This is a genomic window from Sporotomaculum syntrophicum (assembly GCF_009932395.1).
GTDB classification, from domain to species: Bacteria; Bacillota; Desulfotomaculia; order Desulfotomaculales; family Desulfallaceae; genus Sporotomaculum; species Sporotomaculum syntrophicum.
Genome location: NZ_LSRS01000002.1, coordinates 548,904 through 566,173, shown reverse-complemented (window position 1 = coordinate 566,173; position 17,270 = coordinate 548,904). Strand labels below are relative to the sequence as shown.

The 17,270-nt window shown below is 43.7% G+C and carries 15 protein-coding genes; 7 read left to right on the top strand and 8 right to left on the bottom strand.

The genetic code is table 11. The features are described from left to right. The first annotated feature begins 67 nt into the window (after positions 1 to 67). The 4 genes from SPSYN_RS15695 (at position 68) to SPSYN_RS05020 (ending at position 1,985) form a co-directional block, all read left to right on the top strand. Positions 68 to 727, top strand: a complete 660-nt coding sequence (locus tag SPSYN_RS15695) for a hypothetical protein (RefSeq protein ID WP_202623724.1) — start codon at positions 68 to 70, stop codon at positions 725 to 727. Between the two features lie 179 nt (positions 728 to 906). Then, on the top strand, positions 907 to 1,149 hold the full coding sequence (locus SPSYN_RS05025) for a hypothetical protein (RefSeq protein ID WP_161821376.1): 243 nt from the start codon (positions 907 to 909) through the stop codon (positions 1,147 to 1,149). Positions 1,150 to 1,228: 79 nt separating this feature from the next. Next, positions 1,229 to 1,405, top strand: a complete 177-nt coding sequence (locus tag SPSYN_RS15690; RefSeq protein WP_202623723.1) for a hypothetical protein — start codon at positions 1,229 to 1,231, stop codon at positions 1,403 to 1,405. Positions 1,406 to 1,469: 64 nt separating this feature from the next. Beyond that, positions 1,470 to 1,985, top strand: a complete 516-nt coding sequence (locus tag SPSYN_RS05020) for a putative ABC transporter permease (RefSeq protein ID WP_279279240.1) — start codon at positions 1,470 to 1,472, stop codon at positions 1,983 to 1,985. Here the strand turns inward: SPSYN_RS05020 and SPSYN_RS05015 are convergent. The 3 genes from SPSYN_RS05015 to SPSYN_RS05005 all read right to left on the bottom strand — a co-directional run bounded on the left by SPSYN_RS05015 (position 1,982) and on the right by SPSYN_RS05005 (position 6,706). After that, entirely contained in the window at positions 1,982 to 3,613 is a 1,632-nt protein-coding gene (locus SPSYN_RS05015; protein ID WP_161821375.1) for a class I adenylate-forming enzyme family protein, read from the bottom strand. The genes SPSYN_RS05020 and SPSYN_RS05015 overlap by 4 nt on opposite strands. Before the next feature lie 225 nt (positions 3,614 to 3,838). Beyond that, positions 3,839 to 5,545: a sigma-54-dependent Fis family transcriptional regulator gene (locus SPSYN_RS05010; RefSeq protein ID WP_161821374.1), complete on the bottom strand. Its 1,707-nt coding sequence runs from the start codon at positions 5,543 to 5,545 to the stop codon at positions 3,839 to 3,841. Positions 5,546 to 5,872: 327 nt separating this feature from the next. Continuing rightward, on the bottom strand, positions 5,873 to 6,706 hold the full coding sequence (locus tag SPSYN_RS05005) for an amidohydrolase family protein (RefSeq protein ID WP_161821373.1): 834 nt from the start codon (positions 6,704 to 6,706) through the stop codon (positions 5,873 to 5,875). Between the two features lie 1,038 nt (positions 6,707 to 7,744). Here SPSYN_RS05005 and SPSYN_RS05000 point away from each other — a divergent pair. Both SPSYN_RS05000 and SPSYN_RS04995 read left to right on the top strand, forming a co-directional pair. Further along, positions 7,745 to 7,894, top strand: a complete 150-nt coding sequence (locus SPSYN_RS05000; RefSeq protein ID WP_161821372.1) for a hypothetical protein — start codon at positions 7,745 to 7,747, stop codon at positions 7,892 to 7,894. A gap of 32 nt (positions 7,895 to 7,926) precedes the next feature. Next, positions 7,927 to 9,039, top strand: coding sequence for a sodium ion-translocating decarboxylase subunit beta (locus SPSYN_RS04995; RefSeq protein WP_161821371.1), 1,113 nt, complete (start codon positions 7,927 to 7,929; stop codon positions 9,037 to 9,039). A 321-nt stretch (positions 9,040 to 9,360) separates the two neighbouring features. Here SPSYN_RS04995 and SPSYN_RS04990 read toward each other — a convergent pair whose 3' ends face one another. From SPSYN_RS04990 to SPSYN_RS04980, 3 genes are all read right to left on the bottom strand, one after another. Beyond that, entirely contained in the window at positions 9,361 to 9,606 is a 246-nt protein-coding gene (locus SPSYN_RS04990) for a hypothetical protein (RefSeq protein ID WP_161821370.1), read from the bottom strand. A 491-nt stretch (positions 9,607 to 10,097) separates the two neighbouring features. Then, positions 10,098 to 10,307: a hypothetical protein gene (locus SPSYN_RS04985; RefSeq protein ID WP_161821369.1), complete on the bottom strand. Its 210-nt coding sequence runs from the start codon at positions 10,305 to 10,307 to the stop codon at positions 10,098 to 10,100. Positions 10,308 to 10,386: 79 nt separating this feature from the next. Beyond that, positions 10,387 to 11,883, bottom strand: a complete 1,497-nt coding sequence (locus SPSYN_RS04980) for a sodium:solute symporter family protein (RefSeq protein ID WP_161821368.1) — start codon at positions 11,881 to 11,883, stop codon at positions 10,387 to 10,389. 814 nt (positions 11,884 to 12,697) lie between these two features. On the opposite strand from SPSYN_RS04980, the gene SPSYN_RS04975 reads away from it, so the two are divergent. Next, complete coding sequence (locus SPSYN_RS04975) at positions 12,698 to 13,885, top strand: CaiB/BaiF CoA transferase family protein (protein WP_161821367.1); 1,188 nt, start codon at positions 12,698 to 12,700, stop codon at positions 13,883 to 13,885. A gap of 69 nt (positions 13,886 to 13,954) precedes the next feature. On the opposite strand, the gene SPSYN_RS04970 is transcribed toward SPSYN_RS04975, so the two are convergent. Together SPSYN_RS04970 and glgP are read right to left on the bottom strand one after the other, a co-directional pair. Beyond that, positions 13,955 to 14,530 (bottom strand): uracil-DNA glycosylase, encoded by a 576-nt coding sequence (locus SPSYN_RS04970; RefSeq protein ID WP_161821366.1) that lies wholly within the window; start codon positions 14,528 to 14,530, stop codon positions 13,955 to 13,957. Positions 14,531 to 14,584: 54 nt separating this feature from the next. After that, positions 14,585 to 17,200 (bottom strand): alpha-glucan family phosphorylase, encoded by a 2,616-nt coding sequence (gene glgP, locus SPSYN_RS04965; protein ID WP_161821365.1) that lies wholly within the window; start codon positions 17,198 to 17,200, stop codon positions 14,585 to 14,587. Between the last annotated feature and the right edge of the window lie 70 nt (positions 17,201 to 17,270).

Here is a 17,270-nt window from a genome sequence, read left to right as displayed (position 1 = left end):
GGGAGTTGAATCTCCCCTTGAATTAAGAACTTGCTTCAAACAACACTATTCCAAGGGGGGTAATTTTATGGATCAAATTTATCAATTGCAACAGCAAATCCAAAGACTGCGCCAGGACATCAACAACATTACTTCAATGACTTCCCAATTGCAGCAGTTTGAACAAAACAACGCTTCACAACTACAACGCTTGCAGCAGAACGAAGTAACCGCTTCCCAGCAGTTACAAAGAATTCAGCAGATTTGCAGCCAAATTAGCAGTGACCTGAACAGCGTCAGCAGTGCGGCCCAGCAGGCCAGCCAATCAATATCCCAAAATTATTCCCAATTTGGCACCGGCATAAGCGGTTATGGCCAACAGTTCGGCACTTTCGGCAATCAGTTTGCCCCCAGTCAAACTACCGGCTCGTTTGGCTCGAGCCAGCATTATCAGCCCAACTATATTTCCAGCATGCCAATGCAGCAACGCCAGTACGCCAGTAGTTATTATTCACCCATGCAGTCGGGATATACCCAAAGCTATAACCAACCCTTCAGCGGGTATGCTTCACCTAGCATGATGAGTTCTCAAGGTTACGGCAACCAGCAAAGCCAAAGCTTTGCCGAGAACCAGCAAATCAGCCAAATGGCTCAGCAAGCACTGGCCAACCGGCTGAACCAAAATTTATCCGGCATGAGCATGAACAACCAATTTTCCAATTTATCCAGCAATTACAGCAGTTTCTAAGCAATACCCAGGCTATGCTTAACCCAGAGGGTCATGAACTGTCCCTCTGGGTTTTATCATTGTTGGGTAAGTAATATTATTCAACTTAAACCTATTTAAATAGACAAATATCACCCCTTAACATATTTTACCTTTTAATTTATAATATGGTAAAGATATTTGTTGGGGGGACGAATACTTTGGCTAAAACAATTAAAGAGGGCGCCTCTTACAGTCAACGTGAAGTTGTGGATTTAATGGTCGAGTTTTCTGCGTTTAAAGATCGGGTAGAGAAAAAATTTAAAATACTGGCTAACGAGTTGGATGGAAAAAACAACGAACATGACCTGTGGGTCAATTTATACTTAATCTCAACCGATTATATGGATGAGATGCAGAACAGGCGTCAAAAACAACCTGAAGACCTGCAAAAAATTTCTTAGTTCACCCAGCTAATCATGTATAGAAAACACTTTCCCCGACAATAAATGTAATATATCCCTATTAAGGAGGGCGTTTTTTATGCAAGGTATTACAACCTGTTGGGTCGTTGTTGGCTTAGGAGTAATTGTATCTTTGATTGGTTGGTATGTAGGCGGTTATTGGGGAGCCGGTATTCTGGGTTTCGGCCTGGCCCATATACTGCTGGGAGCACTTAACATGTTCAGGCCTGCAATTAAACCGGGTGAACAACAATAACCGGAAGTCCGGCTTTAAGCTTGCAGTTTACACTAATCAAACCGTATTAAAAAGTACATTTTATATGTTTAAAAGGCAATATAGAAGCAACAAGTCTTACTGGTCTTGTTGCTTCTATATTGCCTTTTTTTATTTGCTGCATAACCCGGCCAAAGACGTACAAAATATAATCATGATTACCAAATATGTTATCTATGGCCTGTTAGGCTTGAATTTAGAAGTACTCTTTACCGGTTTCATGTCCGGACTGCAGGGCAACCCCCGTTTGACAGCACATACTTACCTGTGGATGCTGCCTATTTACGGGCTGGCAGTGTTTCTTGAGCCGCTGCACAACCGCATCCGTCCCTTGCACTGGTACCTGAGGGGGATGATCTGGGTGCTGGTCATCTGGGCGGTGGAGTTTAGCACAGGCAGCTTGATTCGCACTATTATTGGCACCAGCCCGTGGATTTATCGGGAAGGCTGGGTAATAGACGGCCTGATTCGCTTGGACATGGCCCCACTATGGTTTTGCACGGGTTTGCTATTTGAGCAAATTCACGACCGGCTGATGGACAGAAAGGATCTCACCTTCTAATTATTATTATCGGTAAGTTCCCTGAGCAACATTTCCCGCAGTCTAAACTTTTGTACCTTATCATTAATCGTTACAGGAAAAGAAGATACTATCTTAATCTGATCGGGAATCTTATACTCAGCTATTTTGCTCCTGAGGAAGGATGCAATGTCTTCATAGGTTATCTCCGTCGCATCATCTTTAGGAATAATGAAGGCACAGGTTTTCTCGCCAAGTTTTTGGTCGGGATAACCGACAATGCTTACGTCAGCCACCTTGGGGTGAGTATACAAGTATGATTCTATTTCACAAGGGTAAATATGATATCCCCCACGGACGATTATGTCTTCAAATCGCCCAATGACGGTAACATTTCCCTCATTATCCATAAACCCCAGGTCATGAACATGGATCCATCCCGAATTACAGAAAGTAATGTCTGTGCGGTTAGAATCACCCCAATACTCCAATGCATTGCCAAAACCCCGGACATAGATCTCGCCAATCTGGTCACATGGAACAATCTGCACATTACTATTAACAATTTTAACTTCCACGCCACCGTAAATCGGCTTGCCGGAGGTTGCTAACATATTTTCTGAGGGTTCCGACCACTTGGCCATAGTAGCATGACCATACTCACCAGCGCCATAAGTTATAGTCAGTGTACATTTAAATTGCTCTTGTAGTTCCATAAGAATCTCTTTAGGTGCAGTTGCTCCGAAAAAGTAAATATCACGCACCGAAGAAACATCATAATCAGAAAAATGAGGGTGTTTCATTATTCTGACAAAAGACAACGGCATACCCACAAGAGAAGTTACTTTGTATTTCTGAATTGACCTTAAAACAGCCTCCGGATCATTGCTTTCCGGAAGCACTAATGAAGACCGGCTAATAATCGGGCATGTTTCGAGATACATGACCCCGACAGCTGAAGAAAGCGGCAGCACTCCCAGCCAAACCTCATTGTCCACTACCTCACGCATATAGTTACTTGAATAGGCCAAGCGATAGATTGTGTTATGGGTGTGCACTACCCCTTTGGGAGCAGCGGTGGTTCCAGAGGTATACACAATGGCTGCAATATCGTCCGGATCCACCGGGTGATCCCGCATATAATTTTCCACAGATTTTTTGGCATTGTTATCGCCGGTGAGCAGTTGACGCAACGAAATCATTTCTGCTTTTGTCCTGCCCTTCACAATAACATGCTCCAATGCCGGAAGCTGAAAACGAAGACTGGCGACTAAATCCACAAGGGAAAAATCACCAATTTCCGAAGCCATAATAATCGCCCGTGCTTTGCTGTGCAGCAAGGCAAATTGCAAATCTTTTTCCTTGAAGCTTATATTTAAAGGAACTTTTACTGCTCCAATTTTTAAGATAGCTTGACTTGCAATAATATATTCCGGACAGTCAGGCAAAAAGAGGGCAATATTATCACCATGTCTAATCCCAAGATTTAATAATGATTCGGCCAACTGGCTAACTAAATCATCTAATTGCCGGTAAGTAATTTCTTTATTACTATAAAATATAGCCGGTTTGTTTGGTACCAATGATACAGCCTGCTCAAAATAATCGCCGGCAGTCATTCCAGCCGGTACCAGACCCTCAGATTGTGTATAGCTTTTCTTTTTATACATGGCTATCCTCACCGTTCCTTATCAAGCCGCCGCAAGCTGTCAAAAACTTGGTTAGTCATGTATTGACAACCCCGGAAACTCCTGACTTGCAAAGTCTTAAGTCATCTTAACCTGCTGACTTAATCTAAAAGCAAGAATTATACCATATATATTTTAGTTAAAGTCTTAGTAAATACGGGATTAATTCACACCTTAATTGTCTAACAATCATACATGTGTCAAATTTTATCGTTTTAATTTGTCATACAAAGCAGCCCGGCTAATACCCAATAATTTTGCCGCCTTTGATTTGTTACCCCCTGTAATTTCAAGCGCTTTTTCTATGGTGTCTTTTGTTACTTTAGATAGAGCTAGTCCATATTCTATATCAACGTTGTTATTCATCATATCCTGCGCATCAATACCAAGAGCATTTAATTGAATTATACTATTGTTACTATAAATAACAGCCCGTTCAAGCATATTTTCTAATTCCCGTATATTCCCAGGCCAATTATAGCTTGTTAAAAATTTCAAAACTTCGTCCGTTACACCATTAATTTGCTTTCCGGACTCTTTACTGAATACTTTAATAAAATGTTCCAACAAATCAGGTATATCTTCAACATGTTCTCTTAGGGGCGGTGCGGTTATAACCAACACATTTAATCTATAATAGAGGTCATTTCTAAATTTCCCCTCTTTTACAAGCTTGTATAAATTTCTATTTGTGGCGGCAAGAATGCGCACATCAACTTTTTTGGTTTTAATGCCGCCAATACGCTCTACTTCTTTTTCCTGGATCACACGCAACAATTTGCTCTGCAAAGACAGAGGCATATCACCAATTTCATCTAAAAAAATAGTACTTCCATCGGCAAGCTCAAATTTCCCCGGTTTTCCATGTCTAAGAGCACCTGTAAATGCCCCTCCCTCGTAACCGAACAATTCAGCCTCTGCAATCTCGGCCGATATCGCAGCACAATTAACCTTTATGAAAGGGCGTTTGTAGCGGTTGCTCGCGTTGTGAATCGATTGAGCCACTAATTCTTTCCCGGTCCCACTTTCACCGGAAATAAGTACCGTAGAAGAACTCGGTGCGACCTGCATAATTTGCCTTTTTATTTCGGCTACTACCGTACTTTTGCCAATAATACTGTCTATAGTATATTTGGTACCATTCAACTTTAATAATTCATCAGAACGGTCCGTTACAATCTGCTGGTTTGCTTCATCCTTATTACATTGTTTAGCTGCATCAATCTCAGCGGCATCCTGGATGATCAAAATTGCACCTTTGGTTCTTCCGGCATGAATAACCGTTATAGCATTGACAATTAAAATTTTGGATCGGTAATTAACTCTTTGCGGGCTTCTCCAAATTCCACAGATGATCTCGTTAAACGGCAGGTCCGGTAATAATTTATTGATATGCCCTTCAATCTTAACATCCGGGAAAATTCGGTTAGTGTAACTGCTGACTAAATTTATTTTCCCAAACTCATCAGTAACTACGATCCCACACGGCACTTGCTGAAAAATATTGGATAGCTCCTCATATAAAAATTCAATATGATCGAGCAGGTGATTAACTGCAAAGGGCTGGGTAATTACACCGATTGGTCTTCCTTCAAGGTCAACCACGGGAGTTTGGGCAATTTTAGCATTACGCAGCCAAAGTATTAACTCCGATAGATTGTTAAAAGTTTTGTCTTCGCGAAAGTACATAACATCCCGACGGTAATAATCTTCTATAACAGTATCCAGGTTTGCTCCTTGAAGAAGGCAATCATGCAAGTTAATCCGGGTAAATACACCGATTAACAGTCCATCCTGGTTAACTACAGGGATTCCTGTCATCCTGGTCTTCCGAAATATAAGCAGGGCATCTCTTACAGTATCATCAGGATTAAGAGAAACTGTAGTCGGAACCATGATTTCTTTCGCCTTCATAAACTCACTCCAATCCAATTGACACTTAAAAAACTAATCGACAATAATTGTTTTTATCTCGAACATGGGATCCACCTTAATTTTCTTTGTGAAATACAGCCCAACCGGGGTAAGCTAAATTTTTATAATTTTTAAATTATTATTGTGACTTAAATAGCTTATACGACTAATTTTACACCAATTTCATTAATTTTTGAAGTTCTTCGACATTTTTTTAGCTTATATTACTTTCATATTATAACATTAACTGCAAGCATACAAACAAAAAAACTATTAAAGAGGGCGTGCAAGTAACAACTTGCACGCCCTCTTTAATTCAAAAATAAATCATACAAGCAATCCTAATAATTTTGCGGCATTTCCGCCCAAGATTTTTTCCTTGGTCACCTCGGTCAAAGGCAAAGCCCGAATGGTGTCAATATTTTTTTGAATACTCTCAATACCTGGCCAGTCAGTGCCAAACAAAACCTTATCAGCCGCCCTTTCCAGTTCCGGGAAATAGTCAAGCAACCTTTGCGGCGGCAACCCTGCTACCTCCATGTAGACATTTTTGTGTAGTTTGGCCAGGAAAAATGCGCTTTGATACCAAAATCCCCTGCCGCTGTGCACCAATATTATTGGCAGATCGGGAAAGTCAACAGCCACATCATCCAGATAAAGAGGATTACCATATTTCAGCCTTGATCCTTTAAAAATCGAGGACCCGGTATGAAACATCACCGGAATTTGCAGCGACTCCGCCTCGGCATATAACGGGTAAAGAAGGCTATCGTTAGGATAAAATTGCTGGTAAGTTGGATAAAGCTTGACACCCCGGAAACCGTCGGATACAAGGCGTTTTAGTTCCTTTTTTGCGCTCGGGGTCATGAAAGGGTTTACGCTGGCAAATGGGATAAGACTTTCCTGTCCCGCACAGAATTGTGTTACATATTCATTGGGGCAAACACCTGTGGCTGCAGGACACAACTCGGCCAAAACAACTCCGTAATCCACACCATTAGCGTGCATATATTCAACAAATTGTTGCGGATTGCTATACCGATCGTAAAATTCCTGCCAGTTTTCCCCGGACCGCGCATTTTGAAAGAATTCCATGCAGCTTTCGGTATAATAATCATAATGCACGGTGTGGATATGAAAATCTATAACGGGAGAACTCATAACATATCACCTGATTTCTAAATGATTTTAATATCTTAACTTCCCAAGGTCTTTTATGATCATGCGAAATAAAATAAGGCCACTACAATTACCTTGCAACGACCATAATCTCCATGACCAGCATTCTCTTGATGCATCCTACTGAATTATTTTACCATAATATATGCTGAATTTAAACTTTTAAGAATTTTTACTTATATTAATTCAGCAATTATTGTGCTAGATGCAATAGATTTCTCTCTCAACAGTAGTTTTGAGATATATTTATTATTAAAACACGACGACATCAACGGATTTATTATGCCCGGCCCGTACCATAGCAAAAAAGTCGATTCTAGGTATAGGAAATTGCCTTATCTTAGTTATGTAAATTTAACATACACTGTCAGTAAATACGACAATTTTTTTGTAGCTTTCGACCTTTTCTGCAAGAATCTATGTGTATCCCCTAAATAACTACTTAACAAATCAAGCCGACCGGCTTTGCAACCACAGCAAATCATTAAAACCCCACCGACCCCCTTAGGCCATATTAGACATCTCCCTAAGGCTAAATTTCCGGTTCCTTATCTAGACTGTTAAACCAACCTTTATCAGCTCTTCAGTTATTTCATGCTGTTAGAGTAAATACTTCCTCATACAATCTAGTTTAAGACCATACATTAAATATCTTACGTTAAGCCTTTATCCAGGCAGGCTGTTTACATGAAAAACCGGCCTGTTCTTAATCAACGGTTGTCGCGGCCGAATTTCATTTGAAGCAGGCTGTATTTGTATCAGCAAAACAATAGCATGTCTGGCACTAAAGTTGCTTAATTTAAACAAAAGCAATAAGTGTTTAGTAAGGTACCTTATAAATTAAATTCTGAACATTGTGAAAGCCTCACATGTATAGTGTGATGGCAATTATTGTTATGAGCTTCAGGGGCTCAGATATAGATATCCAGTCAACAACTGAAGCACACCATCGAAATTCGGCATTTTTAAGTGTATCCTTGTGAATATTTAATTTAATTTAAAGAAAGGAGGTATATATTTATGGTTGACTGGGGTGAAGTCACAATGGTGGCGGTATCGGGAATAGTATCTGTTTTCGCGGTGCTGATTATTTTGAACATTGCCGTATCAATTACCGGCAGTGTACTGGACAGTATAACAAAAAAACAATCTGAAAAACAAAGTGGGTAATTTAACAGCTATAATAATTAGGAGGATTAAGCATGGATCAAATCATTGAGGTTTTTAGCAATGTAGGGCTTATGCAATTAACCATCGGTCATGTTGCTATGTGGCTGATTGCCTTTGTCCTTTTATATTTGGCCATTAAGAAGGGGGTTGAGCCGTTACTCCTTTTGCCCATCGCATTTGGTATATTTGCCACCAACTTCCCCGGGACAGGCCTTTTAGATGAAGGCGGACTGTTTTATATCTTTTACAATTACGGTATTGCTAATGAACTAATCCCGCCCCTTATTTTTCTGGGTCTGGGCGCAATGACGGACTTTGGGCCGGTGCTTTCCAATCCCAAAACATTGCTTCTGGGTGCGGCAGCCCAGTTAGGTGTTTACGCAGCATTTTTCGGCGCTATATTAATCGGTTTTACTGCGCAAGAGGCGGCTACCATTGGTATTATCGGCGGTGCCGACGGTCCGACTTCCATATATCTTGCTGCCAATCTGGCCCCGCACTTGCTGGGCACGGTCGCAGTGGCCGCGTATTCATACATGGCGCTGGTGCCAATAATCATTCCGCCCGTTGCCAAGTTACTGACTACCAAGAAAGAACGGGAAATGATTATGTATATGGTGCGCACACCCAGCAAGACGGAAAGAATTATTTTCCCCATTCTGATATCCATCGTTATTATGCTGCTGGTGCCCATGGCGGCCCCGCTGATTGCCATGTTTGCACTGGGTAACTTGTTTATGGAAAGCGGTGTGGTGGAGCGGCTGACCGGGGTTAGCCGTGATGCCCTGATGAATATAGTCACCATTTTCCTTGGTGTAGGCGTTGGCTCCACCATGACTGCACAAACTTTCTTGAACCCCAAAACCCTCGGCGTATTTGCCATGGGTGTTGTAGCCTTTGCTGTTGCCACGGCAGGCGGTGTATTGATAGCCAAGCTAATGAACCTGTTCGTCAAGAACAAGGTCAACCCGCTTATCGGCGCCGCCGGCGTGTCTGCCGTACCCATGGCGGCCCGGGTGGTCCAGAACATGGGCATGGAGGCCAACCCGCAAAACTACCTGCTGATGCATGCTATGGGGCCGAACGTGGCCGGTGTTATCGGCACGGCTGTGGCGGCGGGTGCGTTTATTGCTGCTTTAGGGTAGTAATTTACTCTATATTAAATATTGACAATAACCAAAATTATGCTGTCTGAACAGCTCTAACAAGGCAAAATAAAGAGTGCGTAAAATCTATTAAAGGGAAATTGACCTATCCGGGATTGTGTTTGACCAGTTTCAACTATTTTCTGATATACCGGTAACCCAAACAAAGCAACTCTTTTTTCTGGGGTTTTGGTGTAATCGCCAAAATTCCACGGAAAAAGAGTTGCTTTGTTTATTTTTTCGTATAAATAGAGTAGTCAAGTAGCATTTTTATTACACATCTGCCTTTGCAGACTAAATTTTCTTTACAGCGATGGCTCGTCACGCAGCTACCGAATCCCGGTTCGGACACTCTGCTGGTGCTTCCCATGCGTACATGCGCGGGCGCCGGCGAGTCCATCGAGCCAGGCGCTTCGCAATGTCCTTTACGCCACTGTCAGGTTCCATGTCCAGGCTATAAGGAACAGGCTCGCCGGTAATAGGCTTTGGTACGCCATTGGCAAAGAAAGTTACTATGCCATATAAACAGTGAGTGAGCTGGCTGCCGTCGTTGCTTTGCAGGAACATGTCGTGCTCCTCTCTCCTTTGAGTTCGTCCTCCCGGGTTCCGGGCATCCCCTGCTGCCGTACTAGAAATTCCGCCGACTCCTGCGGGTTCTCAGCTCCGCCTCAACGACGGTTAGGTTACCGTTACCAAGCTACCCGGCGTTTCCTGCAAGCCTCCCATGATTCGCCCATGCACCCGCCCAAGTTTACCGCACGGAACTCCCTGGCGACTTTGGACTTGGTTATTTGCTGCCGGTTAATCCTGCATATACCGCTTCAAATTAAGTTCGTGTACTCTCGCGGGTCAAGCATTTGCCCCCGGCTTCCTTTAGATCCCACCTTGCGATGGACACCCTTGTGCTTGGCACTATATCAACCCGCAATAAGGCCTTTCACCCGTTAGACTGCGTCCTACCGAACCACCAAAAAAAAACAGGACCACTTAAATGGTCCTGTTCCAAAAGCGTTGGCTATACTATTGAGCGTTCCGTGAACTTGTTATTAATCATTAAATTAATCATTAAATGGATTTTTGGGCCAATGATACTTGCAAAATCCTGCAAAAATCACAACCATTAAAATGTTTAGGAGTACTTGATAAAATACATGCCAGGGCATCCAGCCGAATACTATAGGGTTAACTGTGTCCCACTGCCAAAAGTCAACATATAATACAAAGGGAAGGAACATCATTATAAACCAAAACATTGCTTTCCCTGTCATAAGAATAACCTCCTTTTAAAAACAATTTTTGCTATACATTAAACATTTTTCTAATCAGCTAATTATTAATCCCTTAATATTATGCATTTTGACTTTTGAAAATTGAATCCATGAAACCATGTTTATCATCGATTGCTCTTTGTTCGTCCGGGCTGTGTTTTGTCATTAAACTTACAACTATTAACACTACTGTACTAATGATAACTGCCGGGACACAGGCTTGCCAGTTGCCAAGAACCGACGCCGGAATTATACCGAAGGCAAATAGCGCCACGGTTGCCTCGCCTGCCAATACCGAGCAAATAACACCAGTTGCGGTACTCCCCCGCCAATACAAAGCGGCCAAAATTCCCGGGGTTAATACAGCATACCCGGTAAAGGCCCAGGTTACAATAGTTAATATTGCAGACGGCGGATTAAGAGCAATGTAACAGGCCAAAATTGCTAAGACAAAGATAAAAACACGTCCAACTGTCACTTCTTTGTCCGCACTCAGATTCTTGTTGACATATGGAATGTAAAAATCTTTTAATATCATTGTGCTAATGGTAATTAATTGAGAGGCCGTCGTTGACATAATAGCAGCCAGTACGGCTGATAATACCAATGCCCCAACCCACGGCGCGTAAAAGTTTTGTAACATCATCGGAATTATTGAATCTGACGCCTTACCCTCAAGGCCCGGGAAAACTAAAGTTCCAAACGCACCGAGGAATAAAACAGGTATATAAATAACGATCATGGCAACCGGATAAAGAGTCATGGTAGTCTTTAAAGAATCCGGGTTCTTGGCTGCCAGGTACTTTGTAAAAAGCTGCGGGAATACAGGCACACCCAGGGCAATAACAAGACCAAAGCTAATCCATTGCTCAAGCGAGAAATTACCCCTCCCAAATAGCTCCGGACTGATAGCCATTAAATTATGAGCTGCTTCTGTAGGACCGCCGATCTTAAAGACAATTAAGAGAAACGCCAGTGCAACACAAATTATCATAATGGACCCTTGAAACAAGTCCGCGTAAGCAGTGGCCTTTAACCCGCCCATAAAAACATAAATCGTAATAAATATTAAAACCATTAACACCCCTACATAAGCTGGTATAGCCCCCCCGGTTATTGCGTTGATCACATAACCGGCACCGATAGGCTGCACCAACATGTAGGCTACTGTAAAGACAGCAAACGCTAATAACATAACAAGGGTTACACCCCTGCTGTTATATATCGCCCCCAAAAGCTGAGGCGCTGTCATAAACTCATACTTCCTGCCAAGCAGCCAGGTGCGATAACCAATTGCATAAAAGAATACAGCTGCTAAACTTGTAGTAGTGGCCAGATAGCCAAAGAACCCTACCCCCAGGTGGTAAGCTCCGCCGGGAGCGCCCATATAGGCAAATGCGCTAATATTGGTTGCAAATAAAGTAAAAAACATAACATAAGGACCAAGTTCTCTGGCTGCTAAAAAATAACCTTCAGATGATTTTGCTGATTGCCTGCCTGAATATATCCCTATTCCAAGGGTTATTGCCAAATAGCATATAATGACAGCCATTGCCCCCATCGCTGGACCTGACATATAATATCCTCCTTTTTAAAATATAGAATTCCATCTCGTAAACTTTCTTAAGTTTACGTAGTAACACAAACATTGTTATTCAGCAACTTTATCTTTTTAACCACACCCTTCTGTGCTATCCTAATCGAACTGTGACAATAAAATATAACCCCACTCTTAACATGCTTTTAGATAACGGTTCTTCGTCGGTGCGCCGTCACAATGTATACATATGATATAATGTATTAGGCCATAGACCCCACCTCCCTCGGCAAATAATTTTCTAACTTCCTGTCTAACTTCCAAATTGTTGAGAAAAATCATGTATATCTGAAAAGTCTGTGTTTTAATATTTGCATAACTTTTCTTACTGCAAATCTTGTTCCTTTTGCATTCTATCAGCCTTTGTTTTTTTAGATTTTTAGTAAGATCATTTATATCATCCGGATTGTTTGAGTTAGGCAATGAATTGTCCTGGCAGCGGCAATGGTAAAGCTATTACGACTATTTTTTGCTACTATAGGGAGCACAGCAGCTAATATCCCTGTAAACCGAATTACAAGAAAGCATACCAGCGCCCGGCTTTTATGCGATTGTTATGTCATTGTCTGTCATACTTTCTTACAATGTATGACTATTTTACACAGTGTTCGACATTTTTTAAATACAATAAAAAAACCGCAAGGCTTCCAACAAGAGCTAGAGTCCAGAGGACTAGCTGTTTCCCTGATCGTGTTGTTCAAATACTTGGCATATCTGAAAAAGAGGAATTTCGTCGATTAGAAAGAACTTAAGGTAATTTAAAGAAAAAATTTGTATTAAGGAAGAGAGGATTATGGAGAAGGCTTTATCAGGAATACGAGTATTAGGGGCAACCAGGATGTTGGCCGGTCCTTATGCAGAAATATTACTGGCGGACATGGGAGCGGAAGTTTTACATATCGAGCTTCCGGGTTTTGGAGACGAACACCGTCACTCCTATCCACAGATTAATGGCGTGGGCACCTGCTTTCTTTCCAACAACCGCAACAAAAAAAGCATTACCTTAGATCTGCGCACACCGGAAGGCCAGCAAATTTTCAGAGATTTAGCTAAAATATCCGATATCGTTGTAGAAAACAACCGGCCGGGAACCATGGCCAAGTGGAACATTGGTTATGAACAATTAAAAGAAATTAACCCGGGCATTATAATGACTTCCATCTCAGGCTACGGGCAAACCGGACCATATAGAGACAGGACCGGCTTAGATTATGTTGCCCAGTCTATCGGAGGTTTAATGGGTATGACCGGCATGCCGGATGGCCCGCCCATGCGGACAGGCAATGCTATAGCCGATTCTTTGGCCGGAATGTTTGCCGCTTATGGAACTTTAGCCGCATTGCACTATAAGCAAAAGACAGGATTAGGACAATATGTTGACTGCGCTTTGGTGGATAGCGTGGCTGCGATTCTGGAAAACCTGGTGCCCAATTACGACCTCTTGGGCTTAAAAGAGAAAAGGGTGGGTAACCGCATTGCCTGGGTGGCACCCTATAATACTTATACTGCCCGGGACGGTTATGTGGTCATCGGGGTTACCAGTAATAATCTGTGGGATAAGTTATGCCGGGCGATGGGACGGGAAGAGCTAATTGAGCACCCGAACTTTGCCACACCCTCGGCTCGAGTTTTAAATGTCGATGACGTCGATGAAGCGGTTCAGGCTTGGGTGAGTCATAAGACAGTCGAAGAGGTTGTTTTAATCCTGGCCGAAGCCGGTGTCCCCAGCGCCAAAGTGCATGGCGTGGACACTATGGTTGAGGATCCGCAAATAAAAGCCCGGGAAATGTTTGTAGAAACAGAGTACCCCGGTCTGGGTAAGTTTAGAGTGCCGGGTATTGTGCCCAAATTGTCGTTAACTCCGGGCAGTGTGGACAGCCCGCCGCCGACGCTGGGTCAGCACAACGATGAGATTTACCGGGGTCTTTTGGGGTTTTCCGATGAAAAAATGAAAGCCCTTGCTGAGGCCGGCATAATCTAGCTGAAATTCAATAAGTTAATGTTATAAAACACAAGGAGGAGATGAAGTTTTTTCATCTCCTCCTTGTGTTTAACCTCTCAGCCAGTTGCCCAGCTTTTTAAAATCCCCCTCGATTACCTCAGTTAAAGCCCGGCGGTAAATAGCTGCCGCCGGGTGGTACATAGGGAAAACAGTATATCTCTCCAGTTTAAAAGGTTGGCCGTGGCAGTCACTTATCCGCCTGCTTTTACCGCCGCCCAGCCTTTTCAGGGCTACATCACCCAGCGTAACAATGACCCCGGGTGATAGTATCGCCAACTCTTCATCCAGCCAATGGGCACAAGATTTTATTTCACAGGCCCCGGGTTTGCGGTTGGCCCGCCCGTTGTTTCGGGTAGGGCGGCATTTTACAGTATTCACGATAAAGATATCTTTACGCTCCAGACCGGCCAACTGCAGATAGCCTTCCAGATTTCGCCCCGCCTGGCCGACAAAGGGCATGCCTTGCTTGACCTCCTCCGCCCCGGGTGCTTCACCTAAAAAAACAATGCGCTTGCCGGGATTACCGTGATCCCTGACCAGTAAGCCACCTGTCCTTTCACCCGGGCACGGGCATCGACAATTGATAATCAGGCTGTACAATTGCTGTAACGACTTTTCTTTCATAAGCACCTCTCGATTTAACCGGCTGCTTCCTGGTTATTAGACTGGACTAATGATTTACAGAGATGCTGCCCAGCAAACCAGAGGCAATTCAAAGTAGTGGGCAAAATGAGGGCTGTAGGGGCGAACACGTACTGTGTAGGCATAGGTTCCCTGGGGCAGGCTGATATCTCCCGTGTAAACAAGCCGCCCCTGCTGCTCACCATTAGTGTTTTCCTCCTTATACATTGGGGCGGTTTTTACCATCTTCACGCCCCTCCTGGTAGCCTCACCGTACACTATTTCTACGCATACCTGTGTTTGGGACACCGGGCCCAGTTCAACAGTAGCACGTACCGTTAGTTTTTCTCCCGGGTACATATTTTCGTCACCGCTGGTTTCTACGCTGCTTATCTGTACCTTGTGCCAATTTTCTCGTAAAAACTTTTTCAACTCGTATAATTCACTACCTACCTTATAGCCCTCAGCACAAAATATTTGGCTTCTTTCGCTGGCCCGCATGTAATAGTTGTTAGTGTATTCAAGCACCATCCGCCTGGTACTGAAATAGGGGGCTATGGTTTTAATGGACTTTTTCATCCAATTTACCCATTTTTTAGGCAAACCGGCTGTTTGATCGTAGTATACCGGTATAATTACCTTCTCCAGCAGCGCATACAATGCATAAAAATCATGTTCATCCCGGTCATCATCGTCCGGAAACTCCCAATCGCTGCCCACGGTAAAACCGTTTTCACCATTATATGCCTCCGGCCACCAGCCGTCAGGAACACTGCAATTGAGTACGCCATTTAAAGCGGCCTTCATACCACTGGTACCGCTTGCCTCCATCGGGGGGCGGGGTGTATTTAGCCACACGTCTACCCCCTGCAGCAAATAACGCGAAATATTAATATCATAGTTTTCTAAAAAGATAACTTTACCTCTAAACCGGTCATCTTCAGTGACATCGTTAATTAACTTGATTAATTCCTGACCAGGCTTATCTGCAGGATGGGCCTTGCCGGCAAAAATCAGCTGCAGCGGGCGCTCGGGGTCATTGACCAGCGCGGCCAGTCTTTCTTTATCCCTGAACAACAAGCCGGCTCGCTTATAAGTAGCAAAACGACGAGCAAAACCAATGGTGAGCACTTCGGGGCGCAGATAACTTTCCACCTCTTTAATCCGGTCCAGCGTTTCATGGTTACGCACCCGTTGCTGGTGGATATGACGGCGGGCCAACAGTACCATCTTTTCTTTCAAGTCCATATGGATGCCCCACAGCTCACGTCCGGGTATGTCCTCCACCTGCTCCCAATCTGAGGAACCGGCAATCATTCTCTCCCACATCTCCCCCAAATACTTGTCGAACAGATCACGTATTTCCGGAGCCAACCAGGTCAAGGTATGGATGCCGTTAGTAACATGACCGATGGGCACTTCTTCCACAGGGATATCCCGGTACAGGTGATGAAACATGGAACGGGAGACAGCACCATGTAAGCGGCTAACCCCATTACTAAAACCACATTGTCTCAAAGCCAGCAAAGTCATATTAAAGCCGCCGTGTTCCTGATCAAGAGCTAACTGCATAAACTGTTCCCGGGTTATGCCCAGCTTTTCGTAAAAATTACTAAAATAGCGGTCTATCATTTCCTGGCTAAAAATATCGTGTCCGGCAGGCACCGGAGTATGGGTGGTAAACAATGTATCCGCCCGCAGCACCTCCCTCGCCACGCCGAACGGCAGATTTTGTCCCTCCACTAGCTCCCGCAGCCGCTCTAACAATAAAAATGCAGCATGCCCCTCGTTAATATGCCAAACAGTGGGTGCCAACCCCAGCGCCCTCAATGCCCTCACACCACCTATACCCAAAAGTATCTCCTGGGCAATACGCGTCTCACTGTCTCCGCCGTATAGCAGTCCGGTGAGCTCACGGTCTTTCTGGCTATTGGCCGATATATCGGCATCGAGGAAATAAATGTTAATTCTGCCCACTTTCATATGCCAAACCCGGGCCATTACCTGCCGCCCCGGCAATTCGACAGATATAACCACTTCTTTGCCGCTGCTGTCCAGCGCAGGAGTAATCGGTAGTTTATTAAAATTTTGATAACGGTAATGGGCTTCCTGGCGTCCTTCCCGATTAATTAATTGAGTAAAATACCCGTGTTTGTACAGTAACCCCACGCCCACAAAAGGCAGCCCCAGGTCACTGGCCGCCTTGCAGTGATCCCCGGCCAGCAACCCCAGACCGCCGGAATAGGTAGGATAGGATTCATGCAGGCCGAATTCTGCGGAAAAATAGGCGATTAAAAAATTTCTGCCGGTAGTATTTGATTTATCGTTGCCGGGCTCTTTTTTGGTTTCCTGCCCGTCGCAACTGCACCGGGCAATAAATGTATCATACCAGGTCGGCTGCTGCATATATTTATCAAATGAGTTCATCACCTGCCGGTACTGGGCTAGAAATTGTTCACTAGAGGCTGCCTTTTGCAAATCAGCCTCACTTACTCGCAGTAGGAATTTCACGGGGTTATGGTAAACCTGCTCCCATAATTCCTGGTTAATTGCCTTGAACAAGTCGACAACAGAACTATCCCAGCTAAAATATAGATTATAAGCCAATTCCCTCAGGCGCTCAATTTCCCCGGGCATCCGGGGAATGACCGTCACAGTGCGGTAGGAAGCCATTTTTATCACTCCACTCACATAAATATCACTTTCTATTTTAGACCTTAATATTAATATATGAACAGTCTAC

Bases quoted from the DNA above. Each gene is read 5' to 3' on its own strand.
- SPSYN_RS05015 (WP_161821375.1), bottom strand. From the start codon at position 3,613: ATGTATAAAAAGAAAAGCTATACACAATCTGAGGGTCTGGTACCGGCT.
- SPSYN_RS05000 (WP_161821372.1), top strand. From the start codon at position 7,745: ATGGTTGACTGGGGTGAAGTCACAATGGTGGCGGTATCGGGAATAGTA.
- SPSYN_RS15690 (WP_202623723.1), top strand. From the start codon at position 1,229: ATGCAAGGTATTACAACCTGTTGGGTCGTTGTTGGCTTAGGAGTAATT.
- SPSYN_RS04995 (WP_161821371.1), top strand. From the start codon at position 7,927: ATGGATCAAATCATTGAGGTTTTTAGCAATGTAGGGCTTATGCAATTA.
- SPSYN_RS04980 (WP_161821368.1), bottom strand. From the start codon at position 11,883: ATGTCAGGTCCAGCGATGGGGGCAATGGCTGTCATTATATGCTATTTG.
- SPSYN_RS04990 (WP_161821370.1), bottom strand. From the start codon at position 9,606: ATGTTCCTGCAAAGCAACGACGGCAGCCAGCTCACTCACTGTTTATAT.
- SPSYN_RS04975 (WP_161821367.1), top strand. From the start codon at position 12,698: ATGGAGAAGGCTTTATCAGGAATACGAGTATTAGGGGCAACCAGGATG.
- SPSYN_RS04970 (WP_161821366.1), bottom strand. From the start codon at position 14,530: ATGAAAGAAAAGTCGTTACAGCAATTGTACAGCCTGATTATCAATTGT.
- SPSYN_RS05010 (WP_161821374.1), bottom strand. From the start codon at position 5,545: ATGAAGGCGAAAGAAATCATGGTTCCGACTACAGTTTCTCTTAATCCT.
- glgP (WP_161821365.1), bottom strand. From the start codon at position 17,200: ATGGCTTCCTACCGCACTGTGACGGTCATTCCCCGGATGCCCGGGGAA.
- SPSYN_RS15695 (WP_202623724.1), top strand. From the start codon at position 68: ATGGATCAAATTTATCAATTGCAACAGCAAATCCAAAGACTGCGCCAG.
- SPSYN_RS04985 (WP_161821369.1), bottom strand. From the start codon at position 10,307: ATGACAGGGAAAGCAATGTTTTGGTTTATAATGATGTTCCTTCCCTTT.
- SPSYN_RS05020 (WP_279279240.1), top strand. From the start codon at position 1,470: ATGTTTAAAAGGCAATATAGAAGCAACAAGTCTTACTGGTCTTGTTGC.
- SPSYN_RS05005 (WP_161821373.1), bottom strand. From the start codon at position 6,706: ATGAGTTCTCCCGTTATAGATTTTCATATCCACACCGTGCATTATGAT.